Raw genomic sequence first — 20,543 nt, 5'->3', positions numbered from 1 at the left:
CAACATTATTTTAGTTGTCTTTTTTTGTTGGAAAATAAGTGAAAAAATGGTTTTTCTATTTATAAAGGGGGAAATAATATATGTACAGATTTTGAAAGTACTACATAAAAGAGGAAATAAAGAGGAGACAAGTAGTTGAATAGGATGACTGCTTAAATGAATCACAGAATAAAAAACAATAATTAATAGAAAGGGTTGGATAGTATTGAAAAATAAATTAATGCTACTTTTATTGTCAATTATGTTGATTTTTCAATTGGCGCTTAGTTCACTTCCAGGTATGGCATTAGCTCAAGACCAAGATCGTAATGATGCAAGTGGTGATGTAATGACAAATGATACAGTGATGGTGGACGAGGAAGCAGTAAATCACAGGACAGTGGATTCCACAAAACAAGAATCTATAAAACCACAGTCGAAAGATGAAGACGTATCAGGAGATATTGCAACAAAAGAGCCATCTTCTGAACTAGTAATACCGTTGAAAAATGAGGAAAAAGAAGCGGTAGAGAAAAAAGAAGTTTCTGTGAAAAAGCCTCAAATTGCATCAAAAGAAATAATAAAAGAAGCTGTTGTATCAAAGAAATTATCGACTAAAGCAGCAATTGAAACAAAAATTATTCAAACAATCACATACACAGATAAAAAAGGTAATATCATCAATCAAGGGGCAGAAATGGCTATGGGTGATGAAATTACTTTGAAAGCAGATTGGGCATTACCAGAGCCGCATAGCTATGTAGCAGGAGATACGTATTCATTTAAATTACCGACGCAGTTATTAATTGCTAGTGAACAACAAGGGAATTTACAAGATACATCAGGTGTTATATTTGGAACGTATACGATTTCAAAAACAGGAGATGTTGTTTTTACATTTAATGATGAGATTGAAAAACAATCCATTATTAAAGGAACTTTTGAAGTCCAGTCTTCTTTAAAAGAAAAACTTTCAGGGAATCCCAATCAAGAGTTAGTCGTAGATGTACCTGGTGCAGAGGATTGGATTACGGGGATTATTGTCAAACCCAATGTAGTAGAATCCTTAACTAAAACTGGTATTTTAGATAAGGCTAAAAATCCATCGAAAGTAACGTGGACGATTGACTTTAATAAAAAACTAGAAAAAATTGGTGATGTCACCATTACAGATCCTGTTCCAGTAGGTTTGCGCTTTATATCGGGTTCAATGAAAGTATATGAGCTAAATGTAGATTTAAATGGCACGGCTACACAAGGTGCACAAATAACGGAGAATTATACTAAATTTCCTTTGACGATGAAAAATGTTACGAAAGCATATCGTATCGTATATGAAACAAAAATCATCGACAAAGTAAATGCAACGTATAAAAACAAAGTTACTTTAACTGCTAATGGCAAGACTATTAATGCAGAAGCATCTGTTACAACTTCTTATTTAGAAGCTATGGATAAAAAAGTAGGTGCCTATGATCCATCAACGCATTTATTAAATTGGACGGTTAAATTTAACCAAAAAGAAGATGCATTAACGAAAGCACAATCTTCTTTTATTGATTATTATGATGGTCAAAAACTAGATGTACAAACAAAATCATTCATCGTAAAAGAACTTTCATACGATGCAGCAGGTAAGGAGGTTTGGACGTCTGTTCCCGCCTCTGAATATACCGTGACGAGAACGAGTTCTGGGATGCCAGCTGGTAAAACAGGTTTTAAATTTGAATTTAAAAAAGCGGTAAATAAAACATATTTAATCGATTATCAAACATTCATCAATCCAGAAACCGTATTAAATACAAGTGTAGCTAATACAGTTTCTGGATTAGGTGGGGAATGGACAGCAAATAAGACTGTACCAAACTCATTTCTCATTAAAGTAAAAGGGAAAGAAAACTATGAAGATAAAACAATCGCATGGAATGTTACGATCAATTACGACAAAAAAATATTGTCGAATGTACGTATTACAGAAACGTACCCAAATGGAGGCTTGTTACTACGACCATCTACGGTCGTTATTAAAAATTCCGCAGATGTAGCATTGGTAGTGGGTACAGATTATACTTTAACGGATAATAAGGAGAATGGTTTTGACATCACCTTCTTAAAAGATGTCACAGATAAGTTAACTATATCGTATGTGACAGATTATGATACGACGAAAACAATTAATGGTAAAAATACATTTAAAAACAAAGCAACTGTTACAGAAACAATTAATGGAACAGATTATAAAGCGGATGGTGAAGCAACGTTTACACCAGGTACAGAATCACAGAATAATGGTTTTAAATCAGGTGACTATGATTATAGTAAGAAAGTGTTTAAGTGGACTTTAGGAATCAATTACAACCAAGAAAGTATAGCTCAATTAGTTGTCACAGATAGTTCACCACAGGACTTAATAACCGATCTCAATTCATTTAAAATAGTCAAATTAGATTTAACTGCAGGTGGCGTGGGTGTGGAAGCTGGTGAATTCACAAACTTTACAGTTGTTGCAGAACAAATCAATGGTCATGCAGGTTTCCGTTTAATATTTAATGAAGCCATTTCTAGCGCATATAAAATTACGTATGAAGCAAAAGATGAAGATGAAATAATCATTAAGGAATATACGAATAATGCGACGGTTACAGGCCCGAAAACACCATCAAAATTAACAGCAAAAATACCAGTTTTGCATGGTGATGAATATGCTATTAAACATGGTAAACAGGATGGTGATGTCATCAATTGGTCTGTCGATTTCAACTTTGCACAATCGAGTTTAACGCATGCCTCATTAATTGATAAACCATCGGACAATCAATTTATATTACAAGAGTCATTCCATGTGTATTTTGCAGAACCAAGCTCTACAAAAAAAGGTGAATTTGTAAAAGGTGATGAATTATCACCTACATTATACGATATTTTAATGAATGATGATGGATCATTTAGATTGAAATTCAAACAAGATATTCATGAAGGATATTTTATTGAATATCAATCCTATATTAACGCTCCCACAGGCGCAATTATTGAAAATAAAGTTTATGCACAATCTGATCAAGCAGGAACAGAAACAAATCCTTCTTCTGAGAAAATAACTGTTGTTCTAACGAACTCAGGTGGCACGGCTTCAGGTGAGACAGGTGCAGTTACTATTAAAAAAGTAGATGCGATTACACCTGATAAAGTATTAAAGGATGCGGTATTTACTATTTGGAATGTAGATAGCGATGGTAATAAGCGCTTTGCATTGAAAACATTAAAAACGAACGATGCTGGTGAAGTAACATTCGATCAGTTACTGTATAAAGACTATATTATTGTAGAAGATAAGGCACCGGATGGTTACAAAGTTAATGTTAATGCACAATCAACAGTAACCGTGAATCAAGATAGTCAGGAATTAACAGTGAAAAACATGCCGTTGAATACTGCTGGGCAATTAGCGATTAAAAAAGTGGATGCTAAAGATGCTACAAAATTATTAGCAGGTGCCGAATTTAAGTTAATGAATATTGGAAATAAGGTCGTAATCGATAAAATTGTTACAGATGAAGAGGGGACAGCACTGGTAGATGTACCACTAGTAATTGAATAATAGCCAATTCGATATTGTTGTAACATATGATTCAACGACTGAAATTACAGTAACAAATACAGTAACACCAAAACCGCCGGTAGAGCCACCAGTAACACCAGAACCACCGGTAGAGCCACCAGTAACACCAGAGCTACCAGAACTACCAGTGAAACCTTCAATTACGATACCACAGGATGGTCATCATTTTAATCATCAAGATAATGGCCAGTCACAAAGTGATCAGCTACCGCAAACAGGTATTCAAATAACCTATCTAGCGATGACTGCGGGCATATTTTTAGTACTTCTTGGTGCCCTTGTGCTTGTTAGAAAAATGAGGAAAGTTTCTTAAATTCAATTAAAAAGGCTGCTTATAGGTTGCTCTACATCGCTAATAAGCGGTAGAACAAACATATAAAGCAGCCTTTTTAATGATGACACAAATAGATTAATGAATATTACGTTTTTTGAATTGACCACCGCGCACTTCTGCAATATTACCGATAGCGAGAAAGGCTTTGTCATCAATTTCTTCAACGATGGTGTTGAGCTTCGCTTCTTCAAGGCGTGTAATGACCGTGAAGACGACTTTTTTTGCGTCGCCAGAATATGCACCCTCCCCATTCAAATACGTTACACCACGTCCTAGACGGTCCATAATTGCTTGGCCGATTTGATGGTATTCATCGCTAATTATGTAAACAGCTTTTGATTCGTCTAAACCTTCAATAACGATATCAATCGTTTTGTAAGCAATAAAATAAGCGATCACAGAGTACATGGCACGTTCCCAAGTAAAGACAAAACCTGCGACAGAAAAAATAATTAAATTGAAAAACATAATAATTTGACCAACTGAAAAAGGGGTGTTTTTATTGAATAATATCGCTAATATTTCAGTGCCATCTAGCGATCCACCATATCGTATTACGAGGCCTACACCGATGCCAAGCACAATGCCACCAAAAATAGTCGAGAGCAATAAATCATCGGTGAAAGCAGCGATATGATGTAAGTAAATAGTTGTGATTGATAAAACGGTAATGCCGAGGGCTGTTGATAAAGCAAATGTTTTACCAATTTGTTTGTAACCGATGAAAAAGAAGGGGATATTCAAAATGAAAATAAATGCGCCAATAGGTAGCCCGACTAGATGAGAAAGAATAATGGAAATACCGACAATGCCACCGTCTAAAATATTGTTGGGCACGAGAAAAAGTTCGAGTCCGACTGCCATAATGATGGCACCTAAAATAACCATGAAAATACGTTTAAATAAGCGTATTTTTGAAGCCTTTTTAATGGGCTTCGATTTTGAGAGTACTTCGGTTGTTTGTGTTGTATTGCCCAAAGCGGTCACTTCCTTTCAAATTTTCAGAATACTTTAATTGTAAAGTACAGAAGGCTAAAATGCTTGTTATATTGCTTTTATGGCAAAAAAAATAAAGTTATCTTTCATTTTCTTTACAAAATAATGTCAAAACCAATAGTTTGTTCAATATGTGGTAAGTTAAATAGGGTAAATATTTTATTTACATTTCCCGGGAAATAATGGGAACATGTTTCCCACAAAGATGCGAGAAACATCAAAGCATGGTAGAGTTAATGGAGTAGAAATAAAAATAAATGGCTTTATTATAGAGATATTAACGTGTGAGAAAGGGTGAATACTTTTGGATAAAAAAGTGTTAGTAGTAGATGACGAGAAACCGATTGCAGATATATTACAGTTTAATTTAACAAAAGAGGGTTATACAGTAGTAACAGCATATGATGGAGATGAAGCTTTGGAAAAAGTGGAATCGGAAAAACCAGATTTAATCTTATTGGATATTATGCTACCGAAAAGAGATGGTATGGAAGTTGTGCGAGAAGTTCGTAAAAAATACGATACGCCAATTATTATGATTACCGCAAAGGATTCAGAAATCGATAAAGTATTAGGTCTTGAACTAGGTGCAGATGACTATGTGACAAAACCATTTAGTACGCGTGAATTGGTTGCGCGTGTAAAAGCAAATATGCGTCGTCATCAAGCGACAACACAAGTGGATGAAGAAGAAACAACAACGGACATCGTGGTAGGTTCTTTAATTATCCAACCGGAAGCCTATTTAGTATTAAAACGTGATAAAACAATTGAATTAACGCACCGAGAATTTGAATTATTACATTATTTAGCGAAGCATATCGGACAAGTAATGACGCGTGAACATTTACTACAAACGGTATGGGGCTATGATTATTTCGGAGATGTTCGTACAGTGGATGTTACCATTCGTCGTTTAAGAGAGAAAATTGAAGATAACCCAAGTCATCCAGCGTGGATTGTTACGAGACGTGGAGTTGGCTACTATTTAAGAAACCCTGAACAGGAGTAATGGTTTATGCAAAAAGTAGGCTTTTTTAGATCCGTCCACGTAAAAGTTGTACTGATCTATGTACTGTTAATATTAATAGCGATGCAAATTATGGGCTTATATTTTGCGAATAAACTAGAGGCTACGCTTACAGACAATTTTGAAGTTTCGATTTCAGACCGTCTGAAGCTAGTCGATTTTAGCGTTAAAGAAGAAATGATTAAATCACATGCTGAAACGGATGCTACTCTAGAGGAGAGTTTAAAAGATATTTTAAATGGTTTATCCTCGGATGATATTCGAGAAATTCGCGTTATTGATTCTCATAATAAAATTTTAGCGACATCAGATAGTAGTGGTCAGTCAATTGTTGGACAACGCTCGGCCGATCAACTTGTCAGCCAAACACTTGAAACATCTTTGCCCAATAAAAAAATTGCCATCGATAAAACCACAAATAATCGCGTATGGATTATTACAAAACCGATTCAATCAAATGGTAAAACAATTGGCGTTATTTATGTAAAATCAAATATTGAAAGCGTCTTTGAACAAATGGCAACCATCAATAAAATTTTAGCTGGTGGTACAGCAATTGCACTATTAATTACTATTTTCTTAGGTGTTTTTATCGCAAAAACTATTACGAAGCCAATCTCAGATATGAGAAGGCAGGCACAAGCAATGGCGAAAGGGAATTTCTCGCGTAAAGTTAAAGTATATGGTAATGATGAAATTGGTCAATTAGCAGTATCCTTTAACCACCTAACAAACCGTTTGCAAGAGTCGCAATCGACTACGGAAGGTGAGCGTAGAAAATTAGCTTCTGTTCTGACGAATATGACAGATGGTGTAATTGCGACAGATCGTAAAGGGAAGATTATTCTTATTAATACGCCAGCACAAAAACTATTACAAGGTGAAAAAAATGAATTGATGGGTCGCTCGATTACTGAAGTACTAGGTGTCGATGATGAATATACATTTGAAGATTTAATTCATATGCAGGATTCGATTAATTTAGATTTTAGCACGCGAGATCAGCCGTATATTTGGCGAGCTAACTTTTCGGTTATTCAAAAAGAGACCGGCTTTGTCAATGGTTTAATCACGGTGTTACATGATATTACCGAACAAGAAAAAATTGAGATGGAACGTCGCGAATTCGTGTCGAATGTATCACATGAACTGCGCACACCATTAACTACGATGAGAAGTTATTTAGAAGCTTTAGCTGAGGGTGCATGGAAAGACGAAAATATTGCGCCAACATTTTTAAATGTTACACGAACGGAGACTGAGCGTATGATTCGTCTTGTAACAGATTTACTACAGCTATCACGGATGGATAGTAGAGAATATGAACTCAATACAGATTTCGTTGATTTTGTAAAAATGTTCGACCGTATTATTAATCGCTTTGAAATGTCAAAATCAAAAAATGTTGAATTTATTCGTGAATTACCTCATACACCAATCTATTTAGAAATTGATACAGATAAAATTACGCAAGTAATCGATAATATTATTTCTAATGCGCTAAAATATTCACCAGATGGCGGTTCGATTCATTTTAAATTGAATCTTTCAGAAGATGAAGTAGTCGTAGAAATAAAAGATACAGGGATGGGGATCCCACCAAAAAATCTCGATCATATATTTGATCGATTTTATCGTGTAGATAAAGCCAGAGCACGCTCCATGGGAGGTACTGGATTAGGTCTAGCCATTTCCAAAGAAATGATCAATGCACATGGTGGCCGAATATGGGCTGAGTCGGTTGAAGGCAAAGGAACATCAGTATTCTTCACGCTGCCAAACAATGCAGATGAGGATGGTGAATGGGAATGAAATATCTAGAGCAAATTAAATCAGTTGTATTGTTTGTTCTCGTTCTTTTGAGTGTGACATTAACATTTACAATTTGGTCCTATCATCCAAACTATGAAACGGTGGAAAAAGAGAAACCTTTTAATGTAACAATGGAGAAAAAACGTCAAATGTCAGAAGTATTGCTACCGTATCGCTTGCTCATCAATCGTGAGGGAGAGTGGACAGGTACTTCAAATACGACAGAGATGTCCATGTTGTTTAAACAGATGAAAAACTGGGAACTATCCGATATTTCACCAGTGAGTAATAATTTTAGTGTGTCTAAGCTCAATGATTTGATGTTGTTAGACAATCGCTTAATTATGCAATTTGATAGTGAAGTACCCATGCCAGTATTCCAAAATATATTACCTGTTTTAAGTAAAAAAGTACCTGAAGTAAGCTTTGATCACATGATTATTAGTTGGAAATCTGTTGATCAAGATGATGTTCCGTCAAATGAGTTGACAGTCTTTTTCTCTAATGCAAAGCAAAAACAATTATACCGAGCAAAAATCAAAGTAAAGAGCGAAAAAGATTTTCAAAAAAATGTATTAGATTTATTAGTAGGATTCCCAGAATATACGCCGATTCAACGTGATAATAGGAATACATTATTCCTACCCGTTGATGATATGAAAATGTCTCAATATAAATATTTGATTTCAACCGTTAGTATTGATGATTTTAAAAATGCACTCTTTACGAATTCTAAAATTGTAAAAATGAGTCCAGATGATAAGCAAGGTATCGAAAAATATACCGATGATCGTTCTATTATGACGATTGATAAATCAAAGTATATGTTAAGTTATGTGAATTCTACAGCAACAGAAAATCAAGAAAATATTCAGAAAACACATCTCGTATCAAATACATTTGAATTCATCAATGCACATGGAGGATGGACAGGAGATTATCGTTATTCAGCGGTTGACTATAATGCGCAAAAGGTAGACTATCAATTATATGTTGAAAATCAAGCAGTATTGAAAACAGATATGGGTACTACTAAAATTGAGACGTATTGGGGTAATGGACGCATCTATCGTTATATACGCCCAACGTATAAGCTTGCTTACTTACCGCAGGAAAAAAATAAGACAGTGAATTTAATTTCCGGCGAAAAAATGGCTCAAAAACTTATGTCGAATAAAAATATTGATTTCAATGACATTACAGCACTACGTACAGGATTAACAATGCATAAAGACGCACAGAGAACATCTATTTTTATCTTTGAACCAACATGGTTTTATCGCATAAAAGATGTATGGCATGAAGTAGATATAAAAACGGCCAGTGTTGGAGGTGATACTAGTGGATTGGAGTAAAACGAAAACCATTTTTATCATCGTTTTTTCTATCTTGAATGTCTTTTTATATTCTGTCTATGTGAATAATTATAACGAAGAAAAAGACCTTGAAATTCTTGGTGAAACCAGTCTAGAAAGCGATTTAAAACGAGCAAATATTACGCTAAATAAATTGCCGAATTCCGTTGAAAAAACAACGTATATGTCTGGTAAAATCAAGCAGTTTGAAAACAAAGATTTAGAAGATCTACCTAAAAATCAAATATTGACGATTCGTGATAATACAATCGTAGAAAGTACATTGAAAAACCCCATGCAACTAGATGAAATTACTGAGAGATCATTGACTGATTTCATAAAAAAAATGTCTTATGCAGGTAATTCATATGTGTTATGGAGTATTGATTTAGAAAATCGAGAAGCTACATTTTTCCAAGTAACAGATGATCATATCGTGTTTTACAACCAAAGTGCGGCAATCAAAGTATATTGGTCAGCTAAAAACGAAGTGACAAAATATGAGCAAACAATGTTTAATACATTGAAGCCAGTGGGGGAAAAAAGCTCCTTAATAAAAGCTTCTCAAGCTGTCAAAACAATCTTTGAAAAAGGGTATTTGAAAGATGACACAGTTATCACTTTAGCAGAGCTTGGTTATTCAACTTTGGTACCGTTAACAGAGACGCAAGTATTATCGCCTACTTGGCATATTCAGACGTCTATTCCAAATGGTAAAAAAGGGAAATTGGATGTTGATTTCTTTGTTAATGCAGTAGATGGGCAAGTACTTGAAATAGAAAAAAATATTGAATTTATCAATAAAGAAGCAGTCGCCGATTTAGACTATAAAGGGCAGAAAATTGAAAATTTAAGTGATACGGTGATCGAAGATTCAAGAATGAACAAGTAAAGTTAGGAGTCTTTTTATTATGCAATTTAGTGTCTTAGCAAGTGGTAGTACAGGCAATGCAGTTTATGTAGAAAGCGGGGACCATGCGTTTATCGTCGATGCAGGATTGACAGGTAAAAAAATGGATCAACTCTTTGAAAAGATAGATCGTGACATAAAAAAACTAACAGGTATTTTAGTGACACATGAGCATACAGATCATATTAAAGGTGTAGGTATATTAGCGCGTAAATATAATATACCGATTTATGCCAATGATAAAACATGGCAAGCAATGGATGGTTTAATTGGTAAAGTGCCACTTGAACAGCGTTTTAACTTTGATATGGAAACGGTAAAATCATTTGGTGGTTTAGACATTGAATCATTTGGCGTATCACATGATGCAGCAGATCCCATGTTTTACACATTTCATGAAAATGGACGTAAACTAGCTGTTATAACCGATACAGGCTATGTCAGCGATCGTATGAAAGGTATTATACGTGGAGCCGATTCCTATGTCTTTGAAAGTAATCATGATGTAGGAATGTTACAAATGGGACCACATCCATGGTCGATTAAACGACGTATTTTAAGTGATGTAGGTCATGTTAGTAACGAAGATGCAGCAATTGCCATGAGCGAAGTTATCTTTGAAAAGCAGACGCAAATTTATTTAGCTCATCTCAGCAAAGATAATAATATGAAAGATTTAGCACGCATGAGCGTGTCACAAACATTACAATCCGTTGGCATTATGCCGAATGAATACGTTCATTTACATGATACAGATGCTGAACAACCGACAAAACTTGTGCTTGTCTAATAAGAAAAAAATCATTAGCAACGATTGTTGTTGATGATTTTTTTTGTTTTGACGTTAATATCTGGGGGAAATACATAAAGTATCATGCAATTTTGACGTAATTTTTAATCAATTTTCATGTAATTTTCATGTTCACCTTGTAAAGTGAAAATATCAAATAATAATAACAGAGATTGAGGAGGAATGAACAATGGGTTACTATGATGACACAGAACATGGTAAACGTAATAAAGGAAATAAGGGTGGCAGTAAAGCGGGTTACTTTTTTTCAGCTTTATTAGGTGTAATTATTGGTGCATTACTCGTATGGTTAATCGTCCCATCTTTATCTAATTCATTGCCGGGTAGTACAAGCAACTCAGTCAATAAAACAGAGACACCTCAATTATCCACTGAAATATCGACAAATGTTACAGATGCTGTGGATAAGACAAAGGATTCTGTAATCGGCATTACAAATATTCAAAAAAAACAATCGACTGAAGATATTTTCGGTGGTGGCAAAAACACATCAGATGAAGAATCTAGTAGCGAAGCAGGTAGCGGTTCAGGTGTTGTGTATAAAAAAGATGGTGGTAAAGCATATATTGTTACTAATAACCATGTAGTTGATGAAGCAGACGCATTAGAAGTTACATTAGCTGATGGTAAAAAAGTAGATGCAAAACTAGTGGGTAAAGACCAGTGGACAGATTTAGCGGTTATTTCAATCGACGCAAAACATGTAACACAGGTCGCTAAATTTGGTGATTCAGATAAATTAAAACAAGGCGAATCTGTTATCGCAATCGGTAATCCACTTGGATTGGACTTATATGGCTCTGTAACAACGGGTGTCATTTCTGGTAAGGATCGCACAGTACCTATGGATATAAACGGTGATGGTACCGCAGATTGGAATGCAGAGGTACTCCAAACAGATGCCGCAATTAGTCCAGGGAACTCAGGTGGTGCCCTCATTAATTTAGCCGGTCAAGTAATTGGAATCAACTCGATGAAAATTAGTCAATCTCAAGCGGAAGGCCTTGGGTTCTCAATCCCAATCAATACAGCCATTCCTGTCATTGAAGAATTAGAGAAAAAAGGTAAAGTCGAAAGACCAGCAATGGGCGTATCGCTAATTGACTTAGCAGATGTTCCAGCATTTTATCAAAACCAAACATTGGAATTACCAAATGATGTGACGTCAGGTGTGGTGGTTGGTTCTGTTGAAAGTGGATCTGCAGCAGACAAAGCGGGGATCAAGCAATATGATGTAATCGTTGAGATGGATGGTAAAAAAGTAAGTAACTCTATTGAATTACGCAAAATTTTATATAGTAAAAATGTGGGTGATTCAGTGAAAGTTAAATTGTATAGCGGTGGTAAAGCAGTCAACAAAACTATCGATTTAAAAAGTACAATAAAAAACTAGTTGTGGATAAGTAATAGAAATGTAAAATGATATAAAAACTAGAGAGCCGTAAGGGGAATTGAATATCCTTTGCGGCTTTCTTGTTGTCTGTTACAATAGATTGTGGATAAAGTACGTAAAATTGTGTATAACTTTTATTATATTCTGAAAAATGAATGGAGGAGTCAAAGTGGCAATTAAATCATGTGAAAATCATATAGGGCATGCATTGGATGTTTTTGTAGCAAATGAAAAAGATTTTCCAATAATGGAAAACTTGAAAGAAGAAGAAAAGTTATCCACAAAGTGTGATTTCTGTGACGAGCAAGCAGAATATCTTGTGGGGAACAAATAATCCCCTACAACATATTGTGTAGCCTGTGGATATGTGTATAAGTTCTGTGGATAAAGTGTTCATAAATTATGGAAATGAGTGGATAAACCTGTGGGTATAACAATTGTATCAGTCGGAAAACTGAAGGAAAAATATTTAAAATTGGGAATAGAAGAGTACGCAAAACGTCTTGGAGCCTATTCGAAAATGGATTTAGTCGAAGTTCTCGATGAAAAAGCGCCAGAACAATTAAGCGATGCAGAGATGATCATCGTCAAGAAAAAAGAAGGCGAACGCATTTTAGCGAAAATTGCTCCAGATGCATATGTTTTTGCATTAGCGATTGAAGGTAAGCAACGTTCATCGGAGGAATTATCGAAAGAAATCGATCGTCTGTTAACATATGGTCATAGTAAAATTGTTTTTGTCATCGGTGGCTCTCTTGGTTTACATGATGATGTTTTGAAGCGTGCAGATGCTAAAATTTCCTTTGGCAAAATGACTTTACCCCATCAACTTATGAAACTAGTCTTAATTGAACAAATTTATCGTAGCTTCCGCATTATGAAAAATGAACCGTATCATAAATAAGTAATTTTTAGATTGTGAAGTACAAATGAAAAATGAGAAACGGCTTAGTAATAGACCGTTTCTCATTTTTTATGTTATTTCTTAAATGAACCTTCAAATAGAATTTCTGCCAATGGACGGCGGTTTGATGGTGTTTCGCGTGCTTGTAGTTCAGGAGATAGTGTATGTGTTTCTCCTTTATATCCGATAGCAATTGCCAAATGAACATCAAAATTTTCAGGAATATTAAAAGTTTCTTTTGCGACATCTTTATAAATACCACTCATTGGATGTGTAATTAAACCATCTTTTGCGGCTTGTAATGATAGGAATCCCCAAGCGGCACCTGCATCAAATTCGTTTGAGCCTTTTGTATTATCTGATACAACTAATGCCAAAACAGGTGCATGTTGAGCCCAAACAAAGTTGCCCTCCATTAAAATAGGGTGGAATTTTTTTAAATCAGCATCATTTTTCGCAATGATAAAACGCCAAGGTTGATTATTACCGGATGAAGGAGCCCAACGAGCTGCTTCGAATAATGTATTTAAAGTGGCATTCTCTACTTTTTTATTTGAGAATGCACGTGGCGACCAACGATTTAAAAATAGTTCTGCAATATCGTGATCAGCCGTGCGGAAATCTTTAGCTTGAAATGTCATCGAATAAATCCTCCTATAATATCAATTTACTTTAGTAGTGTAAATTATAGTAGAAAGTGAATGCAAGTAAAAAGACTTACTAAAAGTAACTATATAACTTTTTAATAGTGTACGTGATAAAAGAGATGAGAGCGTTTTTTATGCCTTTTTCAATTGATATAGAATAGCAGAAATTGAGTCATTATGAGTTTTTAAACATGGGCAGTCTTTTTAAAAATTTCGCGACAGGAATAGCGATGATGAAACCGATGACATTTTGCACGAGATCCCCTGGAATGGAAGCAGCAGGTATAATCCAGCTACTAAAAAGAATCGCTTCTCCCACGTAATAGCAGGCAACCATTAAAGGAATGGAGGCTAAAATCGCAAGCGTATTGAATTTTGTACTGCTCCCTTTTCGTCCGAGCGACCAAGCAATACGCCCAACAACATATCCTTGCACACCTCTGGCAATAAAGGTAATGGGTGCCCATACAACCCACCCGGAGAATAAATCGAATAAGCCCATTCCAATAGCGCCTACAAGAGCTCCTTTTTTAGGGCCAAGTAAGATAGCCAAGATGAATAACATAGCCGTACCTAAATGGACAAGCCCTCCATTTGCAGCGATGGGTAAGCGAATATTTAAAAATAAAGTAGAAACAAAAACAAGAGAAATGGCTAAAGCTGTAATGATTAAATCATATGTGCGATTGCGTGTAGTAGTGAGTGACTGTGACATAGTCAAAACCTTCCTTCTATTGGAATCTGTTTATTTGACCTAACGATAGCAAATACCTGGACTGTTTAAAAGTGTCAGAAATGATAAAAATATAGATGTCAGAATGCAATGGAAATAGCGCTTGTCAAAGATCGCTCAAATAAAGAGACAATAGGTTACACGGCAAGTTAAAATAAGGTATAGTAACAAAAAGAATCGTTGAATGATAGGAGGAAGATAAAGATGGGGATTTTGAAAATAGAAAATGTTGAAATAATGCTTGAAGATGCAAAGGATATGTTGAAGCAGTTAGAAGCACCGGGTGAAATTGATGCAGCAACACAAGAGTTAATTGATTTAACGAAAGAACAAATCGCAGAACTTGAAGAGATGAAAAAAGAGATGTCTAACTAATAAATCAACGTAGGCGATTCATATTTTGCCTACGTTTTTTAAATCATCATAAGTTATTTTAATTGAAAATATACCTAGCAGGGTATATGATATGAGGAATAACTGAAGGATTAATAGAAGGGGAGTAATGGGATGAAAGTAGTAGTAATTGGTGGTGTCGCAGGCGGTGCCTCAACAGCCGCACGCATCAGAAGACTGGACGAAAATGCAGAGGTGATTATGTTTGAACGAGGGCCACATGTATCTTTTTCAAATTGTTCATTACCTTTTCATTTGAGTGGTATTGTACCAACAACAGATAAACTGATTATGATGGACCCACAGCAGTTCAAATCAAAATATAATTTGGAAGCACGTGTCAGTCAAGAAGTAATTGCCATTAATAAAGAGCGTCAAACTGTGACGGTCAGATTTGTTGAAACGGATGAAGTGTATGAGGAGTCATATGATAAGTTAATGTTGTCTCCCGGTGCCAAGCCCATATTACCGGCAGTACAAGGTATTGAACAGCGTCATGTCTTTACAGTGCGAAATGTTGTAGATATTGAACGCCTGCAACGTTATACGCAATTTTCAGCAGTAGAAAATATTGCGATTATTGGCGGTGGTTTTATCGGAGTTGAGGTAGCAGAAAACCTTCATGCTGCCAATAAAAAAATATCAATTATTCAACGAGCACCTCAAATAATGAAACCCTATGATGACGATATGGCGCAAATTATGCATAAAGAAATAATGGATGCCAATATCGATTTATATGTTAATGCAGATGTCGCAAAAATTGCCACAGACCATATTGTTTTAGGTGATGGTCAAATTGTCAAAGCGGATGCTGTCGTAGTGGCAATCGGTGTTGAACCAGAAACGAAATTAGCGCAAGAAGCGAACTTAGAGATAGGTAAAACAGGTGGAATTAAAGTAGATGGCAATTATGTTACGAGTGACCCGGCTATTTATGCTGTAGGGGATGCTATTGAAGTGTATCATCAAGTATTACACAAACCAGTACGCTTAGCATTGGCGGGACCCGCCCAAAAACAAGCACGGGTAGCAGCAGATCACATGTATGGTATTACAAATCGTAATCGTGGAGTAATCGGTTCCTCAAGTATACGTATTTTTAATTTAAACTGTGCAACGACAGGCATTAATGAAAAAACGGCTAAAGAAGCAGGTTTTCAAGCGGATAGTGTATACGTGATTGCACCCGATAAAGTGGGCTTAATGCCATCTAGTAACGCGCTACATTTAAAATTGATTTTTGAAGTACCAACGGGGAAAATTTTAGGGGCACAAGCAATTGGTAAAGGGAATGCTGATAAGCGCATAGATGTTATTGCAATGTTAATTACAATGGGGGGAACGATTGAAGATCTTAAGGATGTGGAATTATCCTATTCACCACTATTCGGTACGGCAAAGGATGTCGTTAATATGGCAGCTCTTGTAGCAACCAATATCAGCTACGGCCGTTTCAAACAAGTACATGTCTCTGATGTGCGTCGCCTATATGAAGAAAATGCATTATTCGTCGATGTGCGTGAAGAAAAAGAATTTGCTAATGGTCATATTAAAAATGCACTTAATATTCCGTTGAGCCAGCTGCGTGAACGGATGGCTGAAATACCAAAAGATCGTGCAGTATATGTTCATTGTCGTTCAGCACAACGCAGTTATAATGCAGTGATGGCCTTATTAAATAATGGCTATACACAAGTGAAAAATGTATCTGGTTCATTTTTAGGTATTTGTTTGTATGAATATTTCCATGATCAGGTTGATAAACGACAACCAATTGTTACACAATATAATTTCAAATAAGGTATAAAACCTTCGAGACTATTGTTATTACTTTAGTCGCGAAGGTTTTTCCTTTAATATAGAGGATAATGAGAAATTTCAAAATGATCGTGAAATGTAAAATTTTAAACAGACTATTGTGCTATAGATTAGGGTATATTGAAAAGAGAATTGAGTAGAGTGGGGGACTTGGATATGGTAAATATTATCGAACGTAATAATGTTCAAATGATAGGTGACGGACAGCAGACAATTTTATGTGCACATGGTTTTGGCTGTGAACAAAGTATGTGGAAATATATAACGCCTAATTTCCAAGATGATTATCGCATCGTATTATTTGATTATGTAGGAGCGGGTAAATCAGATATTTCAGCGTATGATTCATCAAAATATAATTCACTACATGGTTACAAAGAAGATGTGATTGATGTGATTGAAGCCTTAGATTTAGAAAATATTATTTTCTTTGGTCATTCGATTAGTTCAATGGTAGGTATGTTAGCGGCAATCGAACATCCAGAATATTTTCAAAAACTAATAATGATTGGCCCATCTCCTTGTTATATCAATGAAAAAGATGGCTATCAAGGTGGTTTCGAAAAAAGTGATGTCTATGATTTATTAGAAATGATGGAGATGAATTTTAGCGGTTGGGCAAGTTATATGGCCCCGGTAGGTATGGGTGATGCCAAACCACAATTAACAGCGGAGTTAGAAGATACTTTTGTCTCGACAAATCCACGTATTGCTAGAGAGTTTGCTGAAGTAACATTTTTCTCTGATTATCGAAATCTAGTGAATAAATTAACGACGCCAACATTAATTTTACAATGTTCGGAAGATAGTATTGTGCCTATACATGTAGGGCAGTATTTACATGATCGCATGCAAAATAGTGAATTAGTGGTTTTAGATGCAAGAGGTCATTACCCCCATATTAGTCATCCTGTGGAGACGACGACAATTATTCAGAATTATTTAGTTAGATAGGAGAGAGCGAAAATGAACGAACGATTAGATTATGCACCATGCGGCATACTGACGATAGACCTTGATGGCAATATTATAGAAGTAAATCAAACGCTTCTAGATTGGCTCGGGACTTCACGACAAGCTGTTGTTGGTAGTCATTTTGAATCGTTGTTGTCGATTGCTAATCGCTTAATTTTTTATTCTTATTTTTACCCAACCATTAATCTGTACGGTAAGGTTGATGAATTGATTATAAAACTCAAAAATCAAGCGGGTGAGTCAACGCCCTATATAATGAATGCTAAAAAAGTGAATTTGACGAATAAAGTTGCCATCGATTGTGCTATTTTACAAATGGAAAAGCGCGTAAGCTATGAAACAGAGTTAAAGCAGGCGAGAACAGTCATTCAAAATGCGTTGTTGGCTAAGGAAACAGCCCTTGAAAAGCTTGAACAAATTTACAGTGAAATTGAAAAAAAGCAAGTGGAGCTCATGAAAATAAATATGGATTTAATTGAGGTAACAAATACTGATAAATTGACTGGTATTTATAATCGAAAATATTTCCAAGAGCAAATGGATTTTTATTTTTCACAAAAAGATTTTTCTAAGTTTGGTTTTTCCCTCATTATGATTGATATTGATTTTTTCAAAAATGTTAATGATACTTACGGTCACCCGATTGGCGATCAGGTGTTGACGCAACTCGCACAGTTATTGCATAAAAACGCACGTCAAGAAGATATTGTTACACGCTATGGTGGTGAAGAGTTTACCATTGTTCTACCAGACACTGGGCGGAAACAAGCAATTGATTTGGCCCAACATTACAAACATCTCGTGAGTAATTCACAGTGGCCAGAAGTCGGTCAATTGACGATTAGTTTAGGTGTTGCTACATATCAAAAAGCAGATAATGTGGAAGAGTTATTAAAGAAAGCTGATATTGCATTATATCATTCGAAAAATCATGGACGCAATTGCGTCACCCATTATGACCAGTTAAATTGAAGGGATGTTTTGTACATGAAATGGCATGCATTAACTAATTTTGACCTCGCTATGATGACGGAATTATGGAATCGGAGTTTTGAAGACTATTTTGTAGCAATCAATCTTTCGGAGGAAGATTTTTTACATCGTATGGAATCATTAAATTTATCAAGTAAACAGTCATTGGTTGTAGAATTTGATGATGAACATGCTGGAATGGTACTCTATGGTGAAGAAAAATTTAAAAATCAGCAAACTGCATGGATTGGTGGTATGGGTATTATTAAAGCGCTACGTCAACATGGAATCGGAAAAGAAATGCTCAAGAAAACGATTGAGATTGCTAAAGAAGATAGCGTTGATGCCTTGCATTTAGAAGTAATTATCGGAAATGAACGTGCTGAGAGATTATATCGAAAAGAAGGTTTTGATGTTGTGAATAGAGTCGGGGTTGGTACTTTAGCTGTATTACCATCTTTTCGTGATGACGAAAAATTAACGTTAAAAAGCACATCAATTACGGATGAACATAGAGCGTATGAAATGACGGGTACACCATGGCAAAATCGTTTAAATCGCAATTATCAACTATATGCTATTATGTTACAAGAACATGAAATTGGTTATTTGTATTGGATAGAAGAAGGTTATGCGTTAAAACAACTTGTATTCTATGATGAGCATAAACCAATGGTCGAAGCAGTACTCGCAGAACTATATAAGCGTTTTGGTGCTATACAACTGGCAATCGGCAATTATAATATTGAAGATACAACCTATGACGACTTATTAGAATTAGGTATGAAAGAAAAGTTAAGACAATACCATATGGCGCTGCAATTAACATCATAAAAAGTTTCATGTGAAACATTTTTGTGAAACATAAAAAAAGCCTTGAAAATCGTTTGCTGATTTTCAAGGCTTTTTGGCATATTATATTTCTTTTAATATTCCTTTTATTAGTTGGATAAAAGATGCACGGACTTTGCCAGCAACATCTAATACTTCATCGTGATTTAACGGTTGATCTAAAATACCAGCAGCCATATTCGTTAGGCAAGAAATACCAAGTACTTTCATACCCGCATGAGTAGCAACGATTGCTTCTGGTACGGTAGACATGCCAACAGCATCTGCTCCAAGTGTGCGGATCATACGGATTTCAGCAGGTGTTTCATAAGTTGGACCGCTCCACCAAGCGTATACGCCCTCGTTAATTTTTAAATTTTGCTGTGCAGCTGTATCTTTAGCAAGCTGACGTAAATCACGATTATAAACATTTGATAAATCAGGGAAGCGTGTGCCAAGTTCATCGTTATTTGGACCGATTAATGGATTGCCGCCAACCAAATTTAAATGATCGGAAATAATCATTAATTCACCAGGTTTGAAGTCTGTATTAATAGCACCACAAGCATTTGTTATGATGATATTTTCAATACCAAGAGCCTTCATAACACGAACTGGGAATGTAACTTCCTGCATAGAAAAGCCTTCGTAATAGTGGAAGCGGCCTTTCATAGCAGCGACGACTTTCCCGTTTAATTCACCAATTACTAATTCATTGGCATGACCGATTGCTGCAGATTTTGCAAAGTGAGGAATTTCACTGTACGGGATACTCACTGCATTTGTAATATCATCTGCAAGAGAACCTAGTCCAGATCCTAAAATCAAACCAATTACCGGTTTATGCGTTGTTTTTTTAGCGATAAACGCTGTTGCTTCTTGAATTGCTGAGATTGTATGCACGTTTAATTCCTCCTTAGGAATATCATTTTCACCTTCAAATCGTACTCAATTCATGAAGGAATGTAAACCAATAGGTTGGTAGCAGGGGTAAATGGAAGATGATGGTATACTGAACGTGGTTAAAA

19 protein-coding genes are annotated in these 20,543 nt (G+C 35.6%); 15 read left to right on the top strand and 4 right to left on the bottom strand.

Annotation, left to right across the window (positions count from 1 at the left end; translation table 11 throughout):
- Positions 1–205: 205 nt before the first annotated feature.
- Together DEX24_RS07350 and DEX24_RS07345 are read left to right on the top strand one after the other, a co-directional pair.
- A complete protein-coding gene (locus tag DEX24_RS07350; RefSeq protein WP_109305771.1) occupies positions 206–3,577 on the top strand; it encodes a collagen binding domain-containing protein in 3,372 nt (1,123 codons plus the stop codon).
- Entirely contained in the window at positions 3,570–3,911 is a 342-nt protein-coding gene (locus DEX24_RS07345) for an LPXTG cell wall anchor domain-containing protein (RefSeq protein WP_109305770.1), read from the top strand. The genes DEX24_RS07350 and DEX24_RS07345 overlap by 8 nt, the downstream gene beginning before the upstream one ends.
- A 96-nt stretch (positions 3,912–4,007) precedes the next feature.
- Here the strand turns inward: DEX24_RS07345 and DEX24_RS07340 are convergent, their stop codons facing one another.
- Positions 4,008–4,820 carry a YitT family protein gene (locus DEX24_RS07340; RefSeq protein WP_109305804.1) on the bottom strand — a complete coding sequence of 271 codons (813 nt, stop codon included), beginning with the start codon at positions 4,818–4,820 and terminating at the stop codon, positions 4,008–4,010.
- A gap of 412 nt (positions 4,821–5,232) precedes the next feature.
- Between DEX24_RS07340 and yycF the strand changes: the two genes are divergently transcribed.
- From yycF to rlmH, 8 genes are all read left to right on the top strand, one after another.
- Positions 5,233–5,940, top strand: a complete 708-nt coding sequence (gene yycF / locus DEX24_RS07335) for a response regulator YycF (RefSeq protein WP_109305769.1) — start codon at positions 5,233–5,235, stop codon at positions 5,938–5,940.
- Positions 5,941–5,946: 6 nt separating this feature from the next.
- Complete coding sequence (gene walK, locus DEX24_RS07330; RefSeq protein ID WP_109305768.1) at positions 5,947–7,770, top strand: cell wall metabolism sensor histidine kinase WalK; 1,824 nt, start codon at positions 5,947–5,949, stop codon at positions 7,768–7,770.
- On the top strand, positions 7,761–9,125 hold the full coding sequence (locus DEX24_RS07325; RefSeq protein WP_109305767.1) for a YycH family regulatory protein: 1,365 nt from the start codon (positions 7,761–7,763) through the stop codon (positions 9,123–9,125). Before walK ends, DEX24_RS07325 begins: the two co-directional genes overlap by 10 nt.
- Positions 9,112–10,017, top strand: coding sequence for a two-component system regulatory protein YycI (locus tag DEX24_RS07320; RefSeq protein ID WP_109305766.1), 906 nt, complete (start codon positions 9,112–9,114; stop codon positions 10,015–10,017). Before DEX24_RS07325 ends, DEX24_RS07320 begins: the two co-directional genes overlap by 14 nt.
- A 19-nt stretch (positions 10,018–10,036) precedes the next feature.
- Positions 10,037–10,825 (top strand): MBL fold metallo-hydrolase, encoded by a 789-nt coding sequence (locus DEX24_RS07315; protein ID WP_109305765.1) that lies wholly within the window; start codon positions 10,037–10,039, stop codon positions 10,823–10,825.
- A 190-nt stretch (positions 10,826–11,015) separates the two neighbouring features.
- On the top strand, positions 11,016–12,239 hold the full coding sequence (locus tag DEX24_RS07310; RefSeq protein ID WP_109305764.1) for a S1C family serine protease: 1,224 nt from the start codon (positions 11,016–11,018) through the stop codon (positions 12,237–12,239).
- Between the two features lie 169 nt (positions 12,240–12,408).
- Positions 12,409–12,573, top strand: a complete 165-nt coding sequence (locus DEX24_RS07305; protein WP_109305763.1) for a CxxH/CxxC protein — start codon at positions 12,409–12,411, stop codon at positions 12,571–12,573.
- Between the two features lie 90 nt (positions 12,574–12,663).
- Positions 12,664–13,143, top strand: a complete 480-nt coding sequence (gene rlmH / locus DEX24_RS07300; RefSeq protein ID WP_109305762.1) for a 23S rRNA (pseudouridine(1915)-N(3))-methyltransferase RlmH — start codon at positions 12,664–12,666, stop codon at positions 13,141–13,143.
- Positions 13,144–13,217: 74 nt separating this feature from the next.
- Here rlmH and DEX24_RS07295 read toward each other — a convergent pair whose 3' ends face one another.
- Entirely contained in the window at positions 13,218–13,784 is a 567-nt protein-coding gene (locus DEX24_RS07295) for a nitroreductase family protein (RefSeq protein ID WP_109305761.1), read from the bottom strand.
- A 181-nt stretch (positions 13,785–13,965) separates the two neighbouring features.
- Positions 13,966–14,505 (bottom strand): ECF transporter S component, encoded by a 540-nt coding sequence (locus DEX24_RS07290; protein WP_109305760.1) that lies wholly within the window; start codon positions 14,503–14,505, stop codon positions 13,966–13,968.
- A 222-nt stretch (positions 14,506–14,727) separates the two neighbouring features.
- Between DEX24_RS07290 and DEX24_RS17160 the strand changes: the two genes are divergently transcribed.
- From DEX24_RS17160 to DEX24_RS07270, 5 genes are all read left to right on the top strand, one after another.
- Entirely contained in the window at positions 14,728–14,898 is a 171-nt protein-coding gene (locus DEX24_RS17160) for a hypothetical protein (protein WP_170112878.1), read from the top strand.
- Between the two features lie 132 nt (positions 14,899–15,030).
- Positions 15,031–16,719: an FAD-dependent oxidoreductase gene (locus DEX24_RS07285; protein ID WP_109305759.1), complete on the top strand. Its 1,689-nt coding sequence runs from the start codon at positions 15,031–15,033 to the stop codon at positions 16,717–16,719.
- A gap of 174 nt (positions 16,720–16,893) precedes the next feature.
- Complete coding sequence (locus DEX24_RS07280) at positions 16,894–17,691, top strand: alpha/beta fold hydrolase (RefSeq protein WP_109305758.1); 798 nt, start codon at positions 16,894–16,896, stop codon at positions 17,689–17,691.
- Positions 17,692–17,703: 12 nt separating this feature from the next.
- Positions 17,704–18,684: a sensor domain-containing diguanylate cyclase gene (locus DEX24_RS07275; RefSeq protein ID WP_109305757.1), complete on the top strand. Its 981-nt coding sequence runs from the start codon at positions 17,704–17,706 to the stop codon at positions 18,682–18,684.
- Between the two features lie 15 nt (positions 18,685–18,699).
- The gene (locus DEX24_RS07270) at positions 18,700–19,518 is read left to right on the top strand and encodes a GNAT family N-acetyltransferase (protein WP_109305756.1); all 819 of its coding nucleotides are present in this window, start codon (positions 18,700–18,702) and stop codon (positions 19,516–19,518) included.
- Positions 19,519–19,599: 81 nt separating this feature from the next.
- Here the strand turns inward: DEX24_RS07270 and DEX24_RS07265 are convergent, their stop codons facing one another.
- On the bottom strand, positions 19,600–20,418 hold the full coding sequence (locus DEX24_RS07265; protein WP_109305755.1) for a purine-nucleoside phosphorylase: 819 nt from the start codon (positions 20,416–20,418) through the stop codon (positions 19,600–19,602).
- Positions 20,419–20,543: the final 125 nt, after the last annotated feature.

The organism is Kurthia sibirica, from assembly GCF_003143975.1.
Lineage (GTDB): Bacteria > Bacillota > Bacilli > Bacillales_A > Planococcaceae > Kurthia > Kurthia sibirica.
The sequence above is the reverse complement of the archived record's forward strand: the minus strand, read 5'-3'. Positions and strand labels throughout refer to the sequence as shown.

Bases quoted from the DNA above. Each gene is read 5' to 3' on its own strand.
- DEX24_RS17160 (WP_170112878.1), top strand. From the start codon at position 14,728: ATGGGGATTTTGAAAATAGAAAATGTTGAAATAATGCTTGAAGATGCA.
- DEX24_RS07325 (WP_109305767.1), top strand. From the start codon at position 7,761: ATGGGAATGAAATATCTAGAGCAAATTAAATCAGTTGTATTGTTTGTT.
- DEX24_RS07275 (WP_109305757.1), top strand. From the start codon at position 17,704: ATGAACGAACGATTAGATTATGCACCATGCGGCATACTGACGATAGAC.
- DEX24_RS07315 (WP_109305765.1), top strand. From the start codon at position 10,037: ATGCAATTTAGTGTCTTAGCAAGTGGTAGTACAGGCAATGCAGTTTAT.
- DEX24_RS07285 (WP_109305759.1), top strand. From the start codon at position 15,031: ATGAAAGTAGTAGTAATTGGTGGTGTCGCAGGCGGTGCCTCAACAGCC.
- DEX24_RS07290 (WP_109305760.1), bottom strand. From the start codon at position 14,505: ATGTCACAGTCACTCACTACTACACGCAATCGCACATATGATTTAATC.
- DEX24_RS07295 (WP_109305761.1), bottom strand. From the start codon at position 13,784: ATGACATTTCAAGCTAAAGATTTCCGCACGGCTGATCACGATATTGCA.
- DEX24_RS07340 (WP_109305804.1), bottom strand. From the start codon at position 4,820: ATGGTTATTTTAGGTGCCATCATTATGGCAGTCGGACTCGAACTTTTT.
- walK (WP_109305768.1), top strand. From the start codon at position 5,947: ATGCAAAAAGTAGGCTTTTTTAGATCCGTCCACGTAAAAGTTGTACTG.
- DEX24_RS07280 (WP_109305758.1), top strand. From the start codon at position 16,894: ATGGTAAATATTATCGAACGTAATAATGTTCAAATGATAGGTGACGGA.
- DEX24_RS07270 (WP_109305756.1), top strand. From the start codon at position 18,700: ATGAAATGGCATGCATTAACTAATTTTGACCTCGCTATGATGACGGAA.
- DEX24_RS07310 (WP_109305764.1), top strand. From the start codon at position 11,016: ATGGGTTACTATGATGACACAGAACATGGTAAACGTAATAAAGGAAAT.